The organism is Streptomyces sp. NPDC052107, from assembly GCF_040680215.1.
In the GTDB taxonomy this organism is placed as follows: Bacteria; Actinomycetota; Actinomycetes; order Streptomycetales; family Streptomycetaceae; genus Streptomyces.
The window spans coordinates 101,114-119,305 of the sequence record NZ_JBFAWG010000015.1; the positions used below are offsets into that span (position 1 = coordinate 101,114).

Genomic DNA, 18,192 nt, shown 5'->3' on the forward strand with positions numbered 1-18,192 from the left:
CGACGGACCGCTTTGTCCCCGCGCCCACCCCTGCCCTGCCGGGTGTCCGGGGCGGCTGGGATACTCGGCGATCATGAGACGCCGTCGCGTGTCACCGGGCCTGGCCGCACTGCTCGCGCTCGCCGCGTGTACGCCGCAGCAGGACAAGGACACCTCCGTCGATTCCCTGCCGACCCGCATCCCCGCCACCGACCGCCAGGCCGCGCCCGACCTCTCCGGCGCCGCCCTCGACGGTGGCCGGGTCCGGCTGTCCGACTACCGCGGCAAGGTCGTCGTCCTCAACGTCTGGGCCTCCTGGTGCGGCCCCTGCCGCGCCGAGGCGCCGGAACTGTCGCAGGGGCAGCGGCACTTGGCGGCCAAGGGGATCCAGGTGCTGGGGGTGGACACCGACGCCGACCGGTCCCACGGCCGGGCGTTCGCGAGCGACCACCGGCTGTCGTATCCGAACCTGTACGACGCGGACAGCCGGCAGCTCGTGCACCGGCTGCCCGGCAAGTACCTGGGGCGGGCGCTGCCGTACACGCTGTTCATCGACCGGCACGGGAGGATCGCCGCCCAGGCCCTGAGCAGGCTCACGGAAGCCGACGTGCGCGCCCTCACGCGTCCGCTGCACGGCGAGAAGAGCTGAGCCGGGCTCAGTCACCGTCCAGGCAGCGGTCGCTCTGCCGCACCGGTGCGACCAGCCGGCTCAGTTCCATGAGTACGGCGTCGGTCTGCCGGACCGAGGCGGCGAGCGTCACCTCCACGGCGGGCCTGCGGCCGTAGGTGACGAGGAGGCTCCGTCCGTCGCGCGCGGCGACCCGGCGCAGCACCCAGTCCACGCCGTTCACGGAAATGCACGAGTCCTCGGTGGGTGCGGGCGGGTGGAGGCCGCAGCGCAGCCGCACCGTGCCATGGCCCCAGGCCGCCAGGCCCTCATAACCGACCCGGTCGCGCCGGTCGCCGCCCAGGCGGTCCGGGTAGTGCGCGGCGATCCGCGCGCACGCCGGGTCCTTGGCGAGCGGCGGCTGCCGCATGCCGTACACCGGCGAGGCCAGCTCCCGCGCCACCAGCACCCCGGCCAGGGCCAGCCCTCCCGCGGCCACCCCGGCCGCCGCCCATCTCCTGTGCGAGCCCGTCCTCATCTCGGCCACCTCTCCCCCGGTCCCCGGGTGGCGATCACGGAACATCCATCATGGCCACCCGATACCCTGGCCCGGTCACCGGGCCCGTCTCACTTCGTCGGGGGATTGCACGCCATGCTCAGGTATCTGCCGTTCCTGCTGGTGCTGGCGCTGTGGATCTACGCCTTCGTGGACTGCCTGAACACCCCCGAGGAAGAGGTGCGGCATCTGCCGAAGGTGGTGTGGGTGATCATCATCCTGCTCTTCGGCGAGGTGCTGGTCGGCCCGGTCGCCTGGCTGATCACCGGCAAGGTGCGGCAGCCGGTCCCGGCGGGCGGTGCCACGCCCGGGCAGTGGGTCGCCCCCGACGACAACCCCGAGTTCCTCCAGTCCCTGAACAAGGACGACCCCAAGAAGGGCTGATGGAACTCCGGCTGCTCGTCACCTTCGAGAAGGTCGCCACGGTGCTGAGCTTCACCCGGGCCGCGGCCGAACTGTCGTACGCGCAGTCCAGCGTGACCGGTCAGATCCGCGCCCTGGAATCCTCCCTCGGGGTCGAGCTGTTCGACCGGCTCGGCAGCCGGATCCGGCTCACCGAGGCCGGTGAGCGGCTGCTGCCGTACGCCCGGCAGATCATCGAGCTGGCCGAGGAGGCCAGGGCGACGGTCGTCGAACCGGAGGAGCCCTCCGGCACCCTCACGGTCGGGACCATGGAGTCCCTGACCTCCTACCGGCTGCCGCCCCTGCTGGAGTACTTCCACCACCGCCACCCCAAGGTACGTCTCGCGCTGCGCACCACCATCGGCGACGAGACCCGGCAGGCGCTGCGTCAGGGCACGTACGACGTCGGGTTCCTGATGGAGGAGGAGACCGAGCACCCGGGGCTGGAGAGCGTGGTGCTCGCGGTGGAGCCGCTGGCGCTGGTCGCGGCACCGGGGCACGCACTGGGCGCCTCCCCCGTGCCGACCGCCGCCCTGACGGAGCAGCCCCTGCTGGCCACCGAGCCCGGCTGCGCCTACCGGGACCTGTTCGAGCGGGAGCTGAAGTCCTTCGGCGACGTGGAGTTCATGGAGTTCGGCACGATCGAGGCCACCAAGCGCGCGGCGGCGGCCGGCCTCGGGATCGCGCTGCTGCCCGAGGTGACGGTCGCCGCCGAACTCGCGGAGGGCTCTCTCGTACGACTGGACTGGGAGCCGCCGTTCACGCTTCGCACGCAGCTGGCGTGGCGGGCCGGGAAGCGGCTTCCGGCGCACGCCCGGCAGTTCGTGGAGCAGGCGCGGCGGCTGGTCGCCGAGCAGGACGGGCCAGGGTGACCTTCAGGCTCGCCATCACGATCAGCGGCACGCCGAGCGCCTGGACGAGCCCGATGTGGTGGCCGTAGACCAGCCAGTCCATCAGCATCGCCACGGCCGGGTAGACGAAGGCCAGCACGGCGATCTTCGCGGTCGGCAGCCGGGCGTACGCGGCGTACATGAGGACGTACATCACCCCGGTGTGGATCAGGCCGAGCCCGACGAGCCAGCCCCACCGCCAGCCGGTGCCGCTCATCGCGCCGAAGTCCGCGAAGGGCAGCAGGAGCGGGATGCCGACGAGGACCTGGACGAGGGCGATCAGGTGCGGGCGGACACCGGTGATCCGCTTGGTGACCAGGGTGGACAGGCCGTAGAGCAGGGCGGCGAGGAGGGCCTGGCCGATGCCGAGCAGATAGGTGCCTCCGCTCGCGAAGTCGCCGGGGGTGACGCCCGAGACGAGGACCAGCCCGGCGAAGGCGACGGCGATCCAGCCGACCTTCGCGGCGGTGATCCGCTCGCGGAACAGCAGGGCACCGAGGAGGACCACGTAGAAGGGCTGGGTGTGGTAGACGACCGTGGCGACGGAGATGGACGTGTTCTCGTACGACGAGAACAGCAGCACCCAGTTGAAGACGATGAACACCCCGCCCAGGACGGCCAGTCCGAGGGTGCGGCGGGTGAAGCCGTGGTCGCGCAGCCAGCCGCGGGCGGCGACATAGCCGCCGAGGGCGAGGGCGCCGAACAGGACGCGGAAGAAGACGACGTCGAAGGGCGAGGCGCCCGACTCGACGACGAAGACACCGAGGGTGCCGGAGAGCATCATGGCGGTGGTCAGCTGGGCCGTGCCCCTGGTCTCTGAGGTCATGCCGATGACGCTACGAACGGCCCCCGGTGCCGGTCCACGCGCCAGTGCGGGGCGCTGCCGATGGGGTTATCGGCGGTGCCGATACCCGCAGTTCACTGGAAGACGGCCACCGGGTACTGCAGCACGACCTCGCGGGTGTCGGGGCGCCAGGTCGTCACCTTGCCCAGGCAGTGGGCCTGGAACTGGCCCTCGGGCAACTGCCGGCCCGGGGGGCGCAGCCCGGCGGGACGCAGCACCACCCGCAGGTGCGCGGACTGCTCGCCGTCTCCGTAGAGCGCCCGCATCACCAGGGTGTCGCCCTGGGTCTCCTGGGCCTCGAACCGGCCGGTGATCATGACGAACTCGCCGATCTCGCTGAGCACCACCTCGCTCGTCACCCCCGCCCCGAGGAGTGCGCTGTTCGGTCTGACCGTCGCCTTGGTCTGCCGCAGCCGCACCTGGGCGAGCCCGTCCCCCCGCTCCAGGACGGACAGCAGCAGGCCGATCACCTGTATCGGCTGGCTGTCCTCGACGTACTTGGCGACGATCTCGGTGGTTCTGTCCCCGGTGAGCTGGAACATCAGGGACAGCACCGGAATCGCCGCCAGACAGCCGGTGTTGCGCACGTTGCGCTCCTCGACCTCCTTGCGCAGCGCCGACCGGCGGTTGCCCATCTTGAACACGTCCATGACCGCGTCGTTGTCCAGGTACAGCGGCAGGTAGTGGGAATCCTCGGGTGTCTTCCTCATCCGCACCAGGGCCCGCCGGACGAAGAGCACGGTCAGCACGAGCAGGCCGGCGAAGGCCGCCAGCCACCATGTCATCGCGCCCCACCAGGCGCTCCACCAGGTGCCGTCAAGAACAGCCACGGATCTCCTTGAACGCGGTGGACAGGGACGAGTGACGGGCGTCGACCATGCGGCCGCCGGTCACCGAGGCGACCTGGCGCAGTTCGGCCGCGTCGGCGTCGCCGAAGTGGACGGGGTAGGTGTGCACGGCGCGGGTGTCGGCGGGCCGGGCCCGGTAGCGGCTGACGAAGGTCGCGCGGTCGATGCCGGCGTTGTTCTCGCCGTCGGTCATCAGCACGATGGCCACGGCCCGCCCCGGGTCCTCGCGCAGCGCCCGCTCGGCGGCGCCGTAGCCGTGGTCCAGGGCGGACCAGACGGCCGTCGAGCCGTCGTAGCCGCCCTCGGCGACGAAGTCCGTGAGGGCCTTGAGGTCGGCGCCGCCGTGCACGGTGACCGTGCGCTCGTCGAGCGGGCGCCCGCCGAAGCGGATCACGGTCAGCCGCTCTCCCTGGTAGAAGCGCACGAACTTGCCCGTGGCGGAGGAGTCCGCCCCGCTGAGCCCCGCGAACGCGGCCCTGAGCGCGGTGGTCCGGGCGCCACGCATGGAGGCGGAGAAGTCGAGCAGGAAGATCACCTGGTCGGCGACGCGGCGCCGGGGGTCGCCGTAGTCGGCCAGCAGCCGGTCGAGGACGGCCGGGTCGTCGGGGAAGTACAGGGCGTTGTCCAGGGGCGCGGTGAGCCGGGGGTCGCGGGTCACGGCGGTGCTGACCGGGCGGCGCAGCGTCCGCCGCATGATCTCCCGCTGGTGGTCGGCGGCGGTCAGCCACTTCACCACGCGGTCGTAGGCGTCCCGGTGGCGCTGGTCGAGCAGGAGCAGCGGATAGTCGGACAACACCATGCCGTCGGCGGGGTGGACGATCTCCAGGGGCTGCTTGAGGCGGCCGGAGGCGTTCAGGGTGAGCAGTTCGGACTCGTAGGTGATCAGGGCGTTGGTGCGGCCGGGGTGCTCGGCGAAGGCGTCCAGCAGGGCGTGGGAGCTCTCGGCCGTGAGGGTCTGCCCGGAGCGGAAGCCGCGCAGCCGGTCGCAGCTGACATCCTGCGGGCGCAGCGCGCTGCCGGTGCCGGCCGCGGCGGTGGCGACCCCGACCAGCGCGGCGAGCCCGCTGTTGCTGTGCCGGGGGTCGGCCATGCCGAAGCGTACGGTGCCGGTGGCGGCGGCGTCGGCGAGGTCCGCCCAGGACAGGCGTCCGCCGGGCGCCTTGGCGCGCAGCGTGCGGGCCACGTCCCCGGTGAGGCCGACGACGACCGGGGAGCGCATGATCGAGGTGCTCTGCACGAGGGTGGCCGGGTGGGTCCCGGCGGCGGCCTTCTTGGCCTTCAGGCGGAAGTAGCGGTCGGAGGAGAGCCAGGCCAGGTCGTAGGAGCGGCGGCCGGTCAGCAGGGTGTCGCTCGCGTCGTTGGTCGCCCGGTAGTCCAGGTCCAGACGGACCCCGGTGTCCTGCCTGATCCGGGCCAACAGCGGTTCCATGTCGGTGAGTTCGTCGCTGGCCAGGACGTGCAGGGTGGTGTCGAGGCCGCCGCCCCCGCCGGTGCAGGAGACGAGACCGCCGAGCGCGGCGAGCAGGACCAGGCAGAGGGCGGCGGGGAGGCCACGGGCCCGGCGCAGGGCGGCCATCGGTCCGCGGGCGGTCATGGCGCCTCCTGGCCGGCCGCCGCCTTGGCCACCGGGTGGCAGTCGCCGACGATCTCGATCATCTTCTCCAGCAGGTCCAGCCGGGGCAGCACGGCCTTGGTGTCGTCGTCCGACAGGACGGGCGCCTGGATGTGGTGGTCGGTGAGGAACCGGGTCAGCGAGTCGCTGGTGGCGGAGGCGCCCTCGGCGTCCCGGACCCGGAAGCCCAGCTCCATGGCCCGCTTCTGCAGCGCCGGGTCCTTGCTGATCAGGTCGCCGAGCCGGTCGCCGTCCGGGGTGAGCGCGATGAGCTGCGGCTCGGTGATGAACCGGGCCGACGGATAGAGCAGCACGCGCTCGCTGTCGACGTGCCCGGTGCCGGCCTGGGCGGCGATCTGGTGGGCCAGGAACTGGTGCTCGTAGATCACCGCGATCGGCGCGATGCTCTTGCCCTCGGCGGAGACGTAGGTCTCGTTCTTCTCGGAGGACGGCATGCCCTGGTCGTTGAGGAGGAGCCTTATCCGCTCCGCGAACCGGGTCGCCTCGGTCGTGTCCTGCGGGATGTCGTCGTGGTTCCAGACATAGGAGACGAGCCCCAGATAGGTGCCGGCGGAGTTGGCCTCACAGATGTCGGAGGTCTGGGCGAGCACCTTGTTGCCGTTGTGGATGCCGTGCCGGTCGATGCCGATGTGGTGGCCGTTGCGGTCGGTGCCGAGCGACTCCCAGCGGCGGTCGTCGGCGGTCGCCCGCAGGAACTTCCGCATGTTCAGCGAGTAGTAGAGCGGCTTGGAACCGGTCGGCACCCCCGGTAACGGGCTGGCGATCCCGGCGTCCTGCAGCGTCTCGGCGTACTCCCGGTAGGTGCCGAGCACGACCGGGCTGACGAACGGGCGGTACGTCGTCGCCGGGTGGCCCTCGGCCGCGCGCTTCCTGGTGATCAGGTCGGCGGCGGGCTGGCCGGAGGGGAACACGACGTCGTAGCCGTCGTAGCTCTGGGCGGCGATCCCCCGCGAGCCCATGCGGGTGATGTGCACCCGGAAGCCGTGCCGGACGAGCAGCCGCTGGACCTCGGGATCCTCGAAGTAGTCGGCCTTCGAGGCCATTTTGGCCTCGATCGTGACGATGCGGGTGAAGGGCAGGCCGACATGGCCCTGGGCGAGGACGACGATCGCGCACAGGGCCGTGACGGCGGCGACGGCGCGCGGGAACCACCGGCGCGCGGTGGAGCCGCGCGTGGGCGGGACCGCCGGCTCCCCGACCCGCAGGCGGGGCTCGCCGGTCTGACGGGGTCTGTCGGTCTCGGCTCTGTCTGTGGCCACCCGTGTCTCCTGCGTCAGCGGAGACAGGATCGTCCGCCGACCGGACGATGACCGATGGAACGCTCAACCAACCACAGAGAAAAGTAATGTGAAGAACCGTCAGGAAAGTTCGCCGGTACGCAGGACGAGGTCGAGCAGCCCCGGGAAGCGGGCGTCGAACTCGGCCCGGCGCAGGCGGTTGACCCGCCGGGGACCCTCGTCCCGCTGCTCCACCAGACCGGCCCCGCGCAGCACCGCGAAGTGGTGGCTGAGGGCGGCCTTGCCGACCGGCACGTCGAAGCTGCCGCAGCTGCGGGTCCAGTCTCCGGACCCGGCCAGCTCCCTGACCAGGGTGAGGCGCACGGGGTCGGCGAGGGCGGCGAGCGCCGTGAGGACGGGCACCGCGTCGGGGTGGATGTGCTCCGGGGCGGCCCGGTGACTGCCGGTGGTCACGCCACGCTCCCCTCTTCCGCTTCCGCTTGCCGAGTGTTCGATGAAAACCATACACTCTCGACTGTTCGCTTTTGATTGAACAATCGAGTCGAGCCAGGGGTGTGGCATGCGCGCGGTGGAGTTCCAGGAGTACGGCGGTCCCGAGGTGCTGCGTGCGGTGACGGCCGAGGCGCCACAGCCCGGCCCCGGGCAGGTGACCATCGACGTGGCCTACGCCGGCGTGAACTTCGCCGACCTCAAGGCCCGCGCGGAGGGCTACCGGGTGCCCGCGCTGCCGTACGTCCCCGGCCTGGAGGTGTCCGGCCGCGTCCGCGCGCTCGGCGCCGGCGTCACGGACCTGGCCGTCGGCCAGGAGGTGGTCGCGCTCACCGAGGGCGGCGCGTACGCGGAGGTGGCCGTGGCCGAGGCGACGACCGTCCTCCCGGTCCCCGCCGGCCTGGACCTGCGCACCGCCGCGACCCTGCCGACGGTCCTGCCCACGGCCTACGCCCTCGTCCACACCGTCGGCCGGCTCCAGCCCGGCGAGTCGGTCCTCGTCCAGGGCGCGGCCGGCGGAGTCGGCACGGCGGTCGGGCAGCTCGCCCGGGCGGCGGGCGCCGGGGCGGTGTACGGCGTGGTGTCCTCGGCCGCGAAGGCCACCCACGCCAAGAGCCACGGCTACGACGAGGTGTTCGTCGGCGCCTTTCAGGAGCCGGTGCGCGAGGCGACCGGCGGACGCGGCGCCGACCTGGTGCTGGACCCCGTCGGCGGCGACACCCTGCGCGCGGGACTGGCCTCGCTGGCGGTCTTCGGGCGCCTGGTCTCCTACGGCAACGCGAGCGGAGCCGAGCCGTGGAGCGTGGGCCAGCCCGAGCTGTACCCGCTCGGCGTCTCGGTCTCCGGCTTCTCCATCCTGGCCCTGGCCCGGACCGCGCCGGACGCGCTGCGCCGGCTGTCGGAGCGGGCGTTCGCGAAGGCGGTCGACGGCACGGTGCGCCTGCCGGTGACGGCCGAGTTCCCGCTGGCCCAGGCGGCGGAGGCACACCGGCTGATGGGAGGACGGTCGAGCACGGGGAAGCTGCTGTTGCGGGTTACCGGCTGACTCTTCGTCAACTATGCCTCGGACGGCAGCACTTCGCAGTACATAACGACTTGCCATCCCCGACGAGGAATGTTGTTAATGGTCGTCACTGAGTTGCGAGGGATCGCCTGACCTCTGGGGGACAGAAGCAGATGCAGCACGGCCAGCCACCCGAGCGCCCGGCCCAGGAACCACCGATCTCGGGGGCCGCCCCTCCGGCGCCGCCCACCGTGCCGCCGACCGCGCCCGCCACGCCACCGTTCATGCCCGACGTCCCCGCGCCGTCGCCGCATCCGGCGCCGTTCGGCGTCGAACTGCGGGTCAGCAAGCGGATCCTGTGGATCGGCGCGGCAGTCTACCCGCTGCACAACATCGCCCGCGTCTACGCCTTCGTCATGCGCCCCCGGCGCAAGGAGGCGGTGCTGCGGTTCCTGCGGTACACCGCCGGGACCCTGGTGGTCGGGTTCATCGCGATGCTGCCGGGCCTGCCGGTCGTCGCCCTGAGCGGAGGGGAATCCGGCGGCGGTTACGTCGGCTTCATCTGGCTCCTGGCCATCGCCGCGGAGATCTACTTCTTCATCGAGATGATGTCCGTCCTCACGGCCTCCCCGCACCACGTCCTGGCGGTCGAGACCTCGGGCGCGTCCACCGCGCTGGTCACCAGCCAGGACCCTCGCTACCTGGACCAGCTCGTCGGCCAGATCTCCTACGCCATCGATCATCCGGACACCGAGTTCAAGGTGACGGTGGGCAGCCTCACCGTCTCGCCGAAGAACTACTACTTCGGCGACAACGTCAACATGTACGGAGGCAGCGGAAACGTGGGGATCGGCGCATGAGCGGCTCGAACTACTACTACGGCGACAACGTGAACATGTACGGCGGCCAGGGCAACCAGGGCATCGTCAAGAATCAGGGCGCCGGCGCCGGGCAGCAGGACCCGGCCCTGGCCGCCGCTCTCGCCGAACTGAACGGACTCCTCACCCGGTTGCGGACGCAGGTGTCGGAGCCCGACGCCCAGCTGCTGGACGAGTCCCTGCCCGCCCTCAGCCCCGACGCCGCCGTGCCCGCGCTGGAGCGGCACCGGGCGCTGAGGGCGATCGCCGGGATCGCCGCCGCCGTCGGCGTGGTCGGCCAGCCGGTGGCCGACGCCGTACGGGCCGTCACGGCGATGATCAGCGGATAGCCCGTACGGCGGCACCGGGGTGAGCGCCGCGAGGGTTCCGGCCGGCCGCCGGTCACGGGTCCGTCGTGGCCGCTCGCCCCGCGCGGCGCAGCCGCACATCAATACACCCCGCGCCCCTTCGTGGCGCCCCGCGCCCCCGTTGCCCCGCCCTCCCCCCGCCCAGCACAGTGAAGCCATGGACGAACGACAGGCCCGCGCCTGGCTCGCCACCGCCGTGGAGGAAGCCCGCGCCGGACGCGCAGAGGGCGGCATCCCCATCGGCGCCGCGCTCTACGCCGCCGACGGCACGCTGCTCGGCCGGGGCCGTAATCGCCGGGTTCAGGACGGTGACCCCTCGACGCACGCCGAGACGGCCGCGTTCCGCGCGGCGGGACGGCAGCGCACGTACCGTGGCACGACCATGGTCACCACCCTCTCCCCCTGCTGGTACTGCAGCGGCCTGGTCCGCCAGTTCGGCATCTCCAGGGTGGTGATCGGCGAGGCCACCACCTTCCACGGCGGCCACGAGTGGCTGGCCGAGCACGGCGTGGAGATCCTGGTCCTGGAGGACCCCGAGTGCGTCGCGGTGATGCGTGCCTTCGTCAAGGACAACCCCGAGCTGTGGAACGAGGACATCGGTGACTGACACGCGTGTTCCCACCATCGACCTGCGGCCCTGGCTGGCCGGTGACGAGGAGACCCGCGCCGCCCTCGCCCGTACCGTCGACCAGGCGCTGCAGACCGCCGGGTTCCTGCTGGTCACCGGGCACGGGGTGGAGCCGGGGCTGCGGGCGGGGATCCGCCGGGCGGCGCGGGAGTTCTTTCTGCTGCCCGTCGAGGTCAAGCAGCGGTACGAGGCGAAGGTCGGCGGCCGGGGCTGGCTCGGGCCCGGCGCCGAGGCCAACGGCTACGCGGAGGGCACCGAGACCCCGCCCGACCTGAAGGAGTCGCTGACCTTCGCGACGGACGAGCCTTTCGACGATCCCGTCGTCAACGCGCAGTGGTACGCGCCCAACGTCTGGCCGGCCGAGGTGCCCGCACTCCAGACCCTCTGCAAGGAGTACCTGGCCGAGATGGCCGCCCTGGAGAAGGAGCTGCTGTCGCTGCTCGGATACGCGCTGGGGCTCGAACGCGACTTCTTCTCCCGGCACATGGACCATCCGACGTACGGCTTCAACATCAACTGGTATCCGGGCACGGACGTCGTCGGCGAGCCGCTGCCCGGGCAGTTCCGGATCGGCCCGCACACCGACTTCGGGACGGTGACCATCCTCGACCGGCAGGCCGGCAAGGGCGGGCTGCAGGTGTACACCGACGCCGGCGGCTGGGAGGACGCGCCGTACGACCCGGACGCCTGCACCGTCAACATCGGTGATCTGCTGGCCCGTTGGACCGGCGACCGGTGGCGGTCCGGGCGGCACCGGGTGCTGCCCCCGCCCGTCGACACGCCCGCCGAGGAGCTGATGTCGCTCGTGTACTTCGGCGAGTGCACCCCGGGCACCCGCGTGGAGTCCGTGCCGGCGCCGGTGGGCCGGGTGGCGTATCCGCCGGTCGACTCACATGTGTACCTGCGCGAGAAGCTGGACTCGATCACCATCGGGTGAGCCCTCGGGTGAACCGGACCCCGACGCCTCACCGTCGGTCATTCACTTCCGCGTTCGGCCCGCCACCCGTTCCGTTGAAATGAACCCGACGGGCATGACCCGGCCGCGTCCCGCGGCATTGCCTTGAAAGGGGGCCCGCACTCAGGGGCCCCCTTCTGCGATGGGAGACGCGTGCGAATCACTGACATCCAGCGCTGCGAGGTCCGGCCGGGACGGCTCGTCGAGTGGACACTGAGCCCGGCGACGGCGCTCCCGGAGGACTCCCGGCCCCCGGCCTACATCCGCACGACGGGCTTCCCGGACGCCCTGCGCGAGGTGCGCGCGCAGCTGCGGGCCAACCGGTCGCTGGCCCGGATGCCGCTGGCCCGGGTGCTGAGCCTGCTGGGCGCGGACTTCCGGCCGACCTCGCCGGACCTGTACTCGATCGTCTCCTACGTCGACGCCCGGACCGTCCGCGGCGCCGAGCGCTGGGCCGGGCAGCGGGCGCACGCGCTGCTGCGGGTGTCGTACGGCGACCAGGTGTGCGTGTGGGTGAACCGGCTGCACGAGGGACTGTGACTGGCGAGCCGGTATCCGGACACGGACGTGGCGGGGAAGAACCTGCGGCTGTACGTCGAGCGGCTGCGCGACCACATCGCCTCGGTGGCCCACGGCAGTCCGTCCGCGGTGTCCTGAGCGCCCGTGCCGCCCTAGGTGAGCTGCCCGGGAAGGGGCACCGAGGGCTCGGGGGGTTGCGGGGGCCGCTGCGCCGTGAGGCCCTGCGGGGGCTCCAGGATTTCAATCAGGCGTTCGAATCTGGCGCGCCAGCTCGACTCCGCCGCCGCCTCGCCCCGGAACTCGTGGGTGAAGCGCAGCACGCTCTCGGTGTCGCCTTCTCTCTCCAGATGGAACCGGATCCGGCCGCCGCCCTCGACGGTGTACTCCGCGACCCGGTCCACGTCCCAGGCGGTGACCCGGCCGGAGCCCAGGTCACGCAGGGTGACCGCGCCGTCGAGGCGGGGCTGCAGAACGTCGACGGCGGTGCACCACGCCCCGAGTCCCTCGGGGGTGGCCACCGCCGGCCAGACGTCTTCCATGGGCCTCGGGAGCCGCACCAGGAAGTGGAGTATGTGCGTGTTCCCGTGGGTCTGGCTGGTGCCCTGTGCGATGGAACCGCTCATGACACCAGTGTGGGCGACCCGCGGCTCACACGCCCGCGTAGGAGTGCTTGCCGCTGACGAAGATGTTGACGCCGTAGTAGTTGAACAGCCAGCATCCGAAGGCGATCATCGCCAGATAAGCGGCCTTGCGGCCCTTCCAGCCGGCCGTCGCGCGGGCGTGCAGGTAGCAGGCGTAGGCGACCCAGGTGATGAAGGACCAGGTCTCCTTCGGGTCCCAGTTCCAGTAGCGGCCCCAGGCGTCGCCGGCCCAGATCGCGCCCGCGATGATCGTGAACGTCCACAGCGGGAAGACGGCCGCGTTGACCCGGTAGGCGAACTTGTCGAGCGAGGCGGAGGCGGGCAGCCGCTCCAGCACCGAGGTGGCGAACCTGCCGGGCTTGCCGCCGGTCTGCAGCTTGTTCTCGTACGAGTCCTTGAACAGGTACAGGATCGTGGCGACCGCGCCGACGTAGAACACCGCGCCGCAGAAGATCGCGGTGGAGACGTGGATGTACAACCAGTACGAGTGCAGCGCGGGAACCAACTGGTCGCTCGCGGTGTACAAGACGGTGACGGCGAGACCGAGGTCGAGGAGGACCGTGGTGATCAGGAACAGCCCGAGCCAGCGCACGTTCTTCTTCAGCGCCAGCAGCGTGAGGTACACGCCGACGGCCACCGTGGAGAAGGTGATGTTGAACTCGTACATGTTGCCCCACGGCGCCCGCTGCACGGAGGCCGCGCGGGCGACGACACCGGCCAGCTCCACCAGGAAGGCGAGCACGGTGAGCGAGACGGCGATACGCCCGTAGAGGTCGCCCTGCGCGTCCCCGCCGTGCGCGCCGGGCCCGTCCGGCACATCGCGGGCACCGGAGGCCGAGCGCACGACGACCTTGGGCCGCTCCAGCACGGCGGTGCCCCCGGCCTTCTTCACGGTGACGGCGGGAGCCTTCGCGGACGTCTCCGTCCGAGCCGTCAGCGCGGCGGCCGTGCGGGCCACCTTGCTGCGGCTGCCCAAGAGCCATTCGGCGATGTACGCGAAGAAGGCCAGGGTGTAGACGGCCATCGACGAGTAGATCAGCGTGTTGCTGATGCTCGCCAGGTGTTCGTTTGTGGCGGCGGCGAGAGTCACTGCTTCTCAGCCCCTTCGGCAGGTACGACTTGGAGGTCGGGGGTGGTGGAAGGGTCGTCGTCGGGGTCGGGTGCCCCCGGCGCCTGGTCGTAGAGGATTCCGGCGAGGTCACCCAGTTCCTCGGGCACCTTGGCGGACTCGCTGCGGCCGAGCCCGGCCATCTCGACGACCGTCACGCCGTCGGCGCCGCGCACCGCGCGCACCCACACCCGGCGCCGCTGGATGAACAGGGAGGCGGCCAGGCCGAAGATCGCGGTGAGGGCACCGCCGAGCGCCCAGCCGCTGCCGGGCTCCTGGACGATCTCGAAGCCGGCCCACTCCTTGATGTCCTTCTCGAAGGTGATGGACCCGGCGCCGTTCGGCAGGGTGAGCGTGTCGCCCGGCTGGAGAAGCTTCTTCAGCAGCTGGCCCTTGCCGTCCTTGAACGCCTTCATGTGCGTCTTGTCCAGCTGGTACACGCTCTGCGGGATGCCGGAGTTGACGCCGAGGTCGCCATGGTAGGCGTTCACCGCGAGCAGCGGGTTCACCAACGCGGGGAACTGGGAGAGCATCGTGCCGCTCTTCGGGTCGAAGGTCGGCACGAAGAAGGCCTGGAAGCCGAGCTGTTCCTTCTGGCCCCGGGCGTTCTTGTAGCCGTCCATCACCTTGATCACGCCGTTGGAGGTGACGTTCCCGTCGAGCGGCAGCAGCGGTACTGCGTCGCGGTAGACGACCTGTCCCTTGCCGTCGCGGACCGTGATGACCGGCGCGTAGCCATGGCTGACGAGATAGACCTTGGCGTCGCCGATGTGCAGCGGCTGGTTGACCTTGATGGTGGTCGACTTCTGCTTGCCGTACGCACCCTCGCTGTAGTCGATCTTGGCTTGGTAGGTGCGCGGCGTGCCCTTGTTGGGGCCGCTGACCTCGTAGGTGCCCGTGAAGTCCTTGAGGTCGAAGCTGAACGGCACGAGGTCGTCGTTCTGGAACAGGCTGCCGGACTTGAAGTCGTCGTACATCGGCAGCGCGTTGGAGAAACCGTCGCCCTCCACCATCAGCTTGGTGCCGTCCGACTTGTACAGCTGGCCGGAGGCGAAGGCGATCAGCAGCACGATCAGGGCGATGTGGAAGGCCAGGTTGCCCAGCTCGCGCACATAGCCCTTCTCGGCGGCGACGGCGTCACCGGCGACGTGGGCGCGGAAGCGGCGCTTCTTCAGCAGGGCGAGCGCGGCCTCGCGGACCTGCTCGGGCTCGGCGGTCGTGCGCCAGGTCGTGTAGGCGGGCAGCCGGGTCAGCCGCTTGGGGGCGCCCGGCGGCTGGCCGCGCAGCTGGCCGACGAACTGCCAGGTGCGCGGGACGATACAGCCGATGAGGGAGACGAACAGCAGGATGTAGATCGCGGAGAACCACACCGAGCTGTAGACGTGGAACAGGCCGAGCTTGTCGTAGATCGGCGCGAGCGTCTTGTGGGCCTTGCGGAAGTCGTCGACCTTGTTCAGGTCGGCGCCGGTCTGCGGGATGAGCGAGCCGGGGATCGCGCCGAGCGAGAGCAGCAGGAGCAGCAGCAGCGCGACCCGCATGGAGGTCAGCTGCCGCCAGAACCAGCGGGCCCAGCCGATGACACCGAGACCGGGCGCGGCGGAGAGCTCCTCCGCCGGGGCGGTGGACAGCTGGGAGCCGGCCGCGCCGAGGTCCTCCTGGTCCTGGCGAGCCTGGTCCCGGCTCTTGTCGGTTTCGGTTGTGCTCATCGATCAGATCCCCACAGAGAAGCCGGTGGACCAGGTCTGCATCTGCTGCACCAGGAGGTCCCAGACACCGGTGAGCAGGAGCACACCGGTCGCGATCATCATCGTGCCGCCGACGCGCATCACCCAGACATAGTGGCGCTTGATCCAGTCGAAGGCGCCGAGCGCCTTGCGGAAGGCGATGGCGGTGAGGACGAACGGGACACCGAGGCCGAGGCAGTACGCGACGGTCAGTATGGCGCCCCGGCCCGCACTCGCCTGCTGGGAGGAGAGGAAGGCGACGGAGGAGAGGGTGGGACCGATGCAGGGCGTCCAGCCGATCCCGAACAGGGCGCCGAGGACGGGCGCGCCGACCAGGCCCGTGGTCGGCCGCCTGTGGAAGCGGAACTCACGCTGGGTCAGCCAGGGCATCAGCCCCATGAAGAAGACGCCCAGCAGGATCATGAGCACGCCGAGCACCTCGGACAGGACGTCCTTGTACTCCTGCAGGGTCGAGCCGAAGTAGCCGAACAGTGCCCCGCCGGAGACGAACACGGCGGTGAAGCCGAGGACGAACAGGAAGGCACCGGTGGCCATCCGCCCCCGCCGTGCCTCGGCCAGGTCGGTGCCGGCCACCCCCGTGACGTAGGAGAGGTACCCGGGGACCAGCGGCAGGACGCAGGGCGAGAAGAAGGAGACGAGCCCGCCGAGCAGGGCGACCGGCAGGGCGATCAGCAGGGCGCCGTTGAGCACCGTCTCGTTCTGCCCCGTCGCGGCCAGGGTCACGAGTGCGCTCACGTCACTTCTCCGCGAGGACCGGCTTGAGCATCTTCAGCAGGGCGGTGTCGTCGAGCGCCTCCAGGGCCCGCGCGGCGACCTTGCCCTGCTTGTCGATGACGAGCGTGGAGGGGATCAGCTGCGGGTTGAGGGTGCCCTTCTTGAAGCGGAGCATCAGCTTGCCCGTGGGGTCGTACAGGCTGGGGTAGCTGATCCCGTGCTCCTTCTCGAAGGCGACCGCGGGGGTGGTGCTGGTGTCCCGGGTGTTGATGCCGACGAACTGCACGCCCTTGCCCTCGTACTGCTTGGACACCTTGGCGAAGTACTGGGCCTCCTCGCGGCACGGCCCGCACCACGAACCCCAGACGTTGATGACGACGACCTGGCCCTTGTAGCCGGCGACGTCGAGGGTCTTGCCGTCGATGGTCTTGCCGGACAGGTCCGGGGCGCCGGCGCGCTTGCCCACCGGGACGGTGGCGATGCCGTTGTTGCCGGTGACGAAGTTGGTGTTGCCACCGCCGCCGGAGGTGCCGCCCTTGCCGCACGCGGACAGGGTCAGGGCCGCGACGGCGGCCACGGCGCTGAGCAGGACGGCGCGGCTACGGGTACTCATGTGAAAAGTTTCGCATGTCCGTTCCGGCGATCTGTGGCGGCCCCCTGCCGGGTGGAAAACCGCATTTCAGGGCGTATTTACACGGGACATTTCCGGCGGGCGCCGCATCGACGGGCTAGGCGTGGGCTAGGCGAGGAACTGCTTCCAGCCGCCCGCGGGCCGCTGCCCGACCTCCAGCGTGCGGAGCTTGGCGAGCACCTCGGGCTTCTGCACGTCCATCCAGTCGACGAACTGCCGGAAGGAGACCAGCCGTACGTCCGCGCCCTTCTCCTTCTCCCGCGCGGTGTGCTTGAAGGCCTCCTCGACGGAGTCCATGTAGATGCCGCCGTTCCACTGCTCGAAGTGGTTGCCTATGAAGAACGGCGCCCGGTTTGTCTCATATGCCCGCTGGAAGCCCGCTATGTACGACTGCGCCGACTGCTTGCGCCAGCCCGGGTAGTTGTAGGCAGGCGCCTTGGTGGAGTTCACGGACTGGTTGGCGAGCATGTTGTAGTCCATCGAGAGAACCTCGAAGGACCGCCCGGGGAACGGGATCTCCTGCAGCGGCAGGTCCCAGATGCCGAGCCGCTTCACCGGCCACACCTGGCGGCCGCCCGGCGAGGAGGCGTCGTAGCGCCAGCCCAGCTCGCGGGCGGTGGGCAGCAGGTTGTCCTGGCCGAGCAGACAGGGTGTACGGCCGCCGGTCAGCTCCTTGTCGTAGTCGAAGGGCAGCGAGGGCAGGTCGTGCCAGCCGGTGTTGGTCCGCCACTGCTTCACGAACGACTTGGCCTGCTCGATCTCGTTCCTCCACTGCTGTGGCGTCCACCACTTGACCGAGCCGTGGGTCTCGCCGCAGAAGTGCCCGTTGAAGTGGGTGCCGATCTCGTGGCCCTCCAGCCAGGCCCGGCGGACGTTGGTCAGCGTGGACTTGATGTGCTCGTCGGTGAGGTAGCCGATGGCGGAGGCCCCGCGCGAGTTGTTCGGGGGCGCGTACATCCGCTTCTTCGACTCGGGCAGCAGATACAGCCCGGAGAGGAAGAAGGTCATGCTCGCGCCGTGCTCCTTGGCGAGGTCCAGGAAGCGCGGGAAGAGCCCGTTGCCGACCTCGCCGGCGCCGTCCCAGGAGAAGATCACGAACTGCGGCGGGGTCTGGCCGGGCTCCAGCGGCTCGGGCCTGGCCGGCTGGTGCGGCTGCTTGCCCGTGAAAGACGTGGAGCCGTCCCCGATCGGCCGGCCGGCAGGCGCCTTGTGCTCTCCGCCCTGACCCTTCTCGCCCTGACCGTCCTCCCCCTGCCCGGAACCGTTCGCGTGTCCGGCACCGTCCGAAGACGTGTGACTCCCGCAGCCGGCGAGGGTGGCGGCGGCCGCCGCGCCCGCGCCGATGCCGAGCAGTCCCCTGCGGGAGAGGGTCCGGGAGACGGTGCGCATGGAAATCCCCGATTCGTCGCGCCTGCTTGGTGGTCACCCATTGAGAGGGCGCAACGATCGGGGAGGTTCCTCCGATTTATATGACTTTCGTAACGAATACCACAAAAGTGCGCTAAGCCACTCCAAACGAACCGTCAGGATCCGGCAT

19 protein-coding genes and 2 pseudogenes are annotated in these 18,192 nt (G+C 70.7%); 9 read left to right on the top strand and 12 right to left on the bottom strand.

The window, feature by feature from the left end; translation table 11 throughout:
- Positions 1 to 73 precede the first annotated feature (73 nt).
- Entirely contained in the window at positions 74 to 628 is a 555-nt protein-coding gene (locus AB0M27_RS19125) for a TlpA disulfide reductase family protein (RefSeq protein ID WP_365723025.1), read from the top strand.
- 7 nt (positions 629 to 635) lie between these two features.
- Here the strand turns inward: AB0M27_RS19125 and AB0M27_RS19130 are convergent, their stop codons facing one another.
- Positions 636 to 1,124, bottom strand: a complete 489-nt coding sequence (locus AB0M27_RS19130) for a DUF3515 family protein (protein ID WP_365723026.1) — start codon at positions 1,122 to 1,124, stop codon at positions 636 to 638.
- 114 nt (positions 1,125 to 1,238) lie between these two features.
- Between AB0M27_RS19130 and AB0M27_RS19135 the strand changes: the two are divergent.
- A pseudogene (locus AB0M27_RS19135) lies at positions 1,239 to 1,499 on the top strand (PLD nuclease N-terminal domain-containing protein); the annotation flags it as partial.
- A 26-nt stretch (positions 1,500 to 1,525) separates the two neighbouring features.
- A complete protein-coding gene (locus tag AB0M27_RS19140) occupies positions 1,526 to 2,416 on the top strand; it encodes a LysR family transcriptional regulator (protein ID WP_365723027.1) in 891 nt (296 codons plus the stop codon).
- Here AB0M27_RS19140 and AB0M27_RS19145 read toward each other — a convergent pair.
- From AB0M27_RS19145 to AB0M27_RS19165, 5 genes are all read right to left on the bottom strand, one after another.
- On the bottom strand, positions 2,304 to 3,260 hold the full coding sequence (locus AB0M27_RS19145) for a DMT family transporter (RefSeq protein ID WP_365723028.1): 957 nt from the start codon (positions 3,258 to 3,260) through the stop codon (positions 2,304 to 2,306). The genes AB0M27_RS19140 and AB0M27_RS19145 overlap by 113 nt on opposite strands.
- 92 nt (positions 3,261 to 3,352) lie before the next feature.
- A complete protein-coding gene (locus AB0M27_RS19150) occupies positions 3,353 to 4,108 on the bottom strand; it encodes a hypothetical protein (protein ID WP_365723029.1) in 756 nt (251 codons plus the stop codon).
- Positions 4,095 to 5,720, bottom strand: coding sequence for a VWA domain-containing protein (locus tag AB0M27_RS19155; RefSeq protein WP_365723030.1), 1,626 nt, complete (start codon positions 5,718 to 5,720; stop codon positions 4,095 to 4,097). The genes AB0M27_RS19150 and AB0M27_RS19155 overlap by 14 nt, the downstream gene beginning before the upstream one ends.
- On the bottom strand, positions 5,717 to 7,018 hold the full coding sequence (locus AB0M27_RS19160) for a hypothetical protein (RefSeq protein ID WP_365723031.1): 1,302 nt from the start codon (positions 7,016 to 7,018) through the stop codon (positions 5,717 to 5,719). The genes AB0M27_RS19155 and AB0M27_RS19160 overlap by 4 nt, the downstream gene beginning before the upstream one ends.
- A 99-nt stretch (positions 7,019 to 7,117) precedes the next feature.
- Entirely contained in the window at positions 7,118 to 7,501 is a 384-nt protein-coding gene (locus AB0M27_RS19165; RefSeq protein ID WP_365723032.1) for a transcriptional regulator, read from the bottom strand.
- 55 nt (positions 7,502 to 7,556) lie between these two features.
- Here AB0M27_RS19165 and AB0M27_RS19170 point away from each other — a divergent pair, with 55 nt between their 5' ends.
- The 6 genes and pseudogenes from AB0M27_RS19170 to AB0M27_RS19195 all read left to right on the top strand — a co-directional run.
- Positions 7,557 to 8,531, top strand: a complete 975-nt coding sequence (locus AB0M27_RS19170) for a zinc-binding dehydrogenase (RefSeq protein WP_365723033.1) — start codon at positions 7,557 to 7,559, stop codon at positions 8,529 to 8,531.
- Between the two features lie 242 nt (positions 8,532 to 8,773).
- The gene (locus AB0M27_RS19175; protein WP_365723034.1) at positions 8,774 to 9,349 is read left to right on the top strand and encodes a DUF6232 family protein; all 576 of its coding nucleotides are present in this window, start codon (positions 8,774 to 8,776) and stop codon (positions 9,347 to 9,349) included.
- Positions 9,346 to 9,696, top strand: a complete 351-nt coding sequence (locus AB0M27_RS19180) for a hypothetical protein (protein WP_365723035.1) — start codon at positions 9,346 to 9,348, stop codon at positions 9,694 to 9,696. Before AB0M27_RS19175 ends, AB0M27_RS19180 begins: the two co-directional genes overlap by 4 nt.
- 175 nt (positions 9,697 to 9,871) lie before the next feature.
- The gene (locus tag AB0M27_RS19185; protein WP_365723036.1) at positions 9,872 to 10,321 is read left to right on the top strand and encodes a nucleoside deaminase; all 450 of its coding nucleotides are present in this window, start codon (positions 9,872 to 9,874) and stop codon (positions 10,319 to 10,321) included.
- Positions 10,314 to 11,279 (top strand): 2-oxoglutarate and iron-dependent oxygenase domain-containing protein, encoded by a 966-nt coding sequence (locus AB0M27_RS19190; RefSeq protein WP_365723037.1) that lies wholly within the window; start codon positions 10,314 to 10,316, stop codon positions 11,277 to 11,279. The genes AB0M27_RS19185 and AB0M27_RS19190 overlap by 8 nt, the downstream gene beginning before the upstream one ends.
- Before the next feature lie 303 nt (positions 11,280 to 11,582).
- Positions 11,583 to 11,954: pseudogene (locus AB0M27_RS19195) on the top strand (acyltransferase papA2); the annotation flags it as partial.
- Positions 11,955 to 11,968: 14 nt separating this feature from the next.
- On the opposite strand, the gene AB0M27_RS19200 reads toward AB0M27_RS19195, so the two are convergent.
- From AB0M27_RS19200 to AB0M27_RS19225, 6 genes are all read right to left on the bottom strand, one after another.
- Positions 11,969 to 12,439, bottom strand: coding sequence for a hypothetical protein (locus AB0M27_RS19200; RefSeq protein WP_365723038.1), 471 nt, complete (start codon positions 12,437 to 12,439; stop codon positions 11,969 to 11,971).
- A gap of 25 nt (positions 12,440 to 12,464) precedes the next feature.
- On the bottom strand, positions 12,465 to 13,547 hold the full coding sequence (gene ccsB / locus AB0M27_RS19205; protein ID WP_365723039.1) for a c-type cytochrome biogenesis protein CcsB: 1,083 nt from the start codon (positions 13,545 to 13,547) through the stop codon (positions 12,465 to 12,467).
- Positions 13,544 to 15,271, bottom strand: coding sequence for a cytochrome c biogenesis protein ResB (locus AB0M27_RS19210; RefSeq protein ID WP_365723040.1), 1,728 nt, complete (start codon positions 15,269 to 15,271; stop codon positions 13,544 to 13,546). Before AB0M27_RS19210 ends, ccsB begins: the two co-directional genes overlap by 4 nt.
- A 3-nt stretch (positions 15,272 to 15,274) precedes the next feature.
- Entirely contained in the window at positions 15,275 to 16,045 is a 771-nt protein-coding gene (locus AB0M27_RS19215; protein WP_365723041.1) for a cytochrome c biogenesis protein CcdA, read from the bottom strand.
- A 1-nt stretch (position 16,046) separates the two neighbouring features.
- Entirely contained in the window at positions 16,047 to 16,637 is a 591-nt protein-coding gene (locus AB0M27_RS19220; RefSeq protein ID WP_365723042.1) for a TlpA disulfide reductase family protein, read from the bottom strand.
- A 126-nt stretch (positions 16,638 to 16,763) separates the two neighbouring features.
- Complete coding sequence (locus tag AB0M27_RS19225) at positions 16,764 to 18,044, bottom strand: hypothetical protein (RefSeq protein ID WP_365723043.1); 1,281 nt, start codon at positions 18,042 to 18,044, stop codon at positions 16,764 to 16,766.
- Between the last annotated feature and the right edge of the window lie 148 nt (positions 18,045 to 18,192).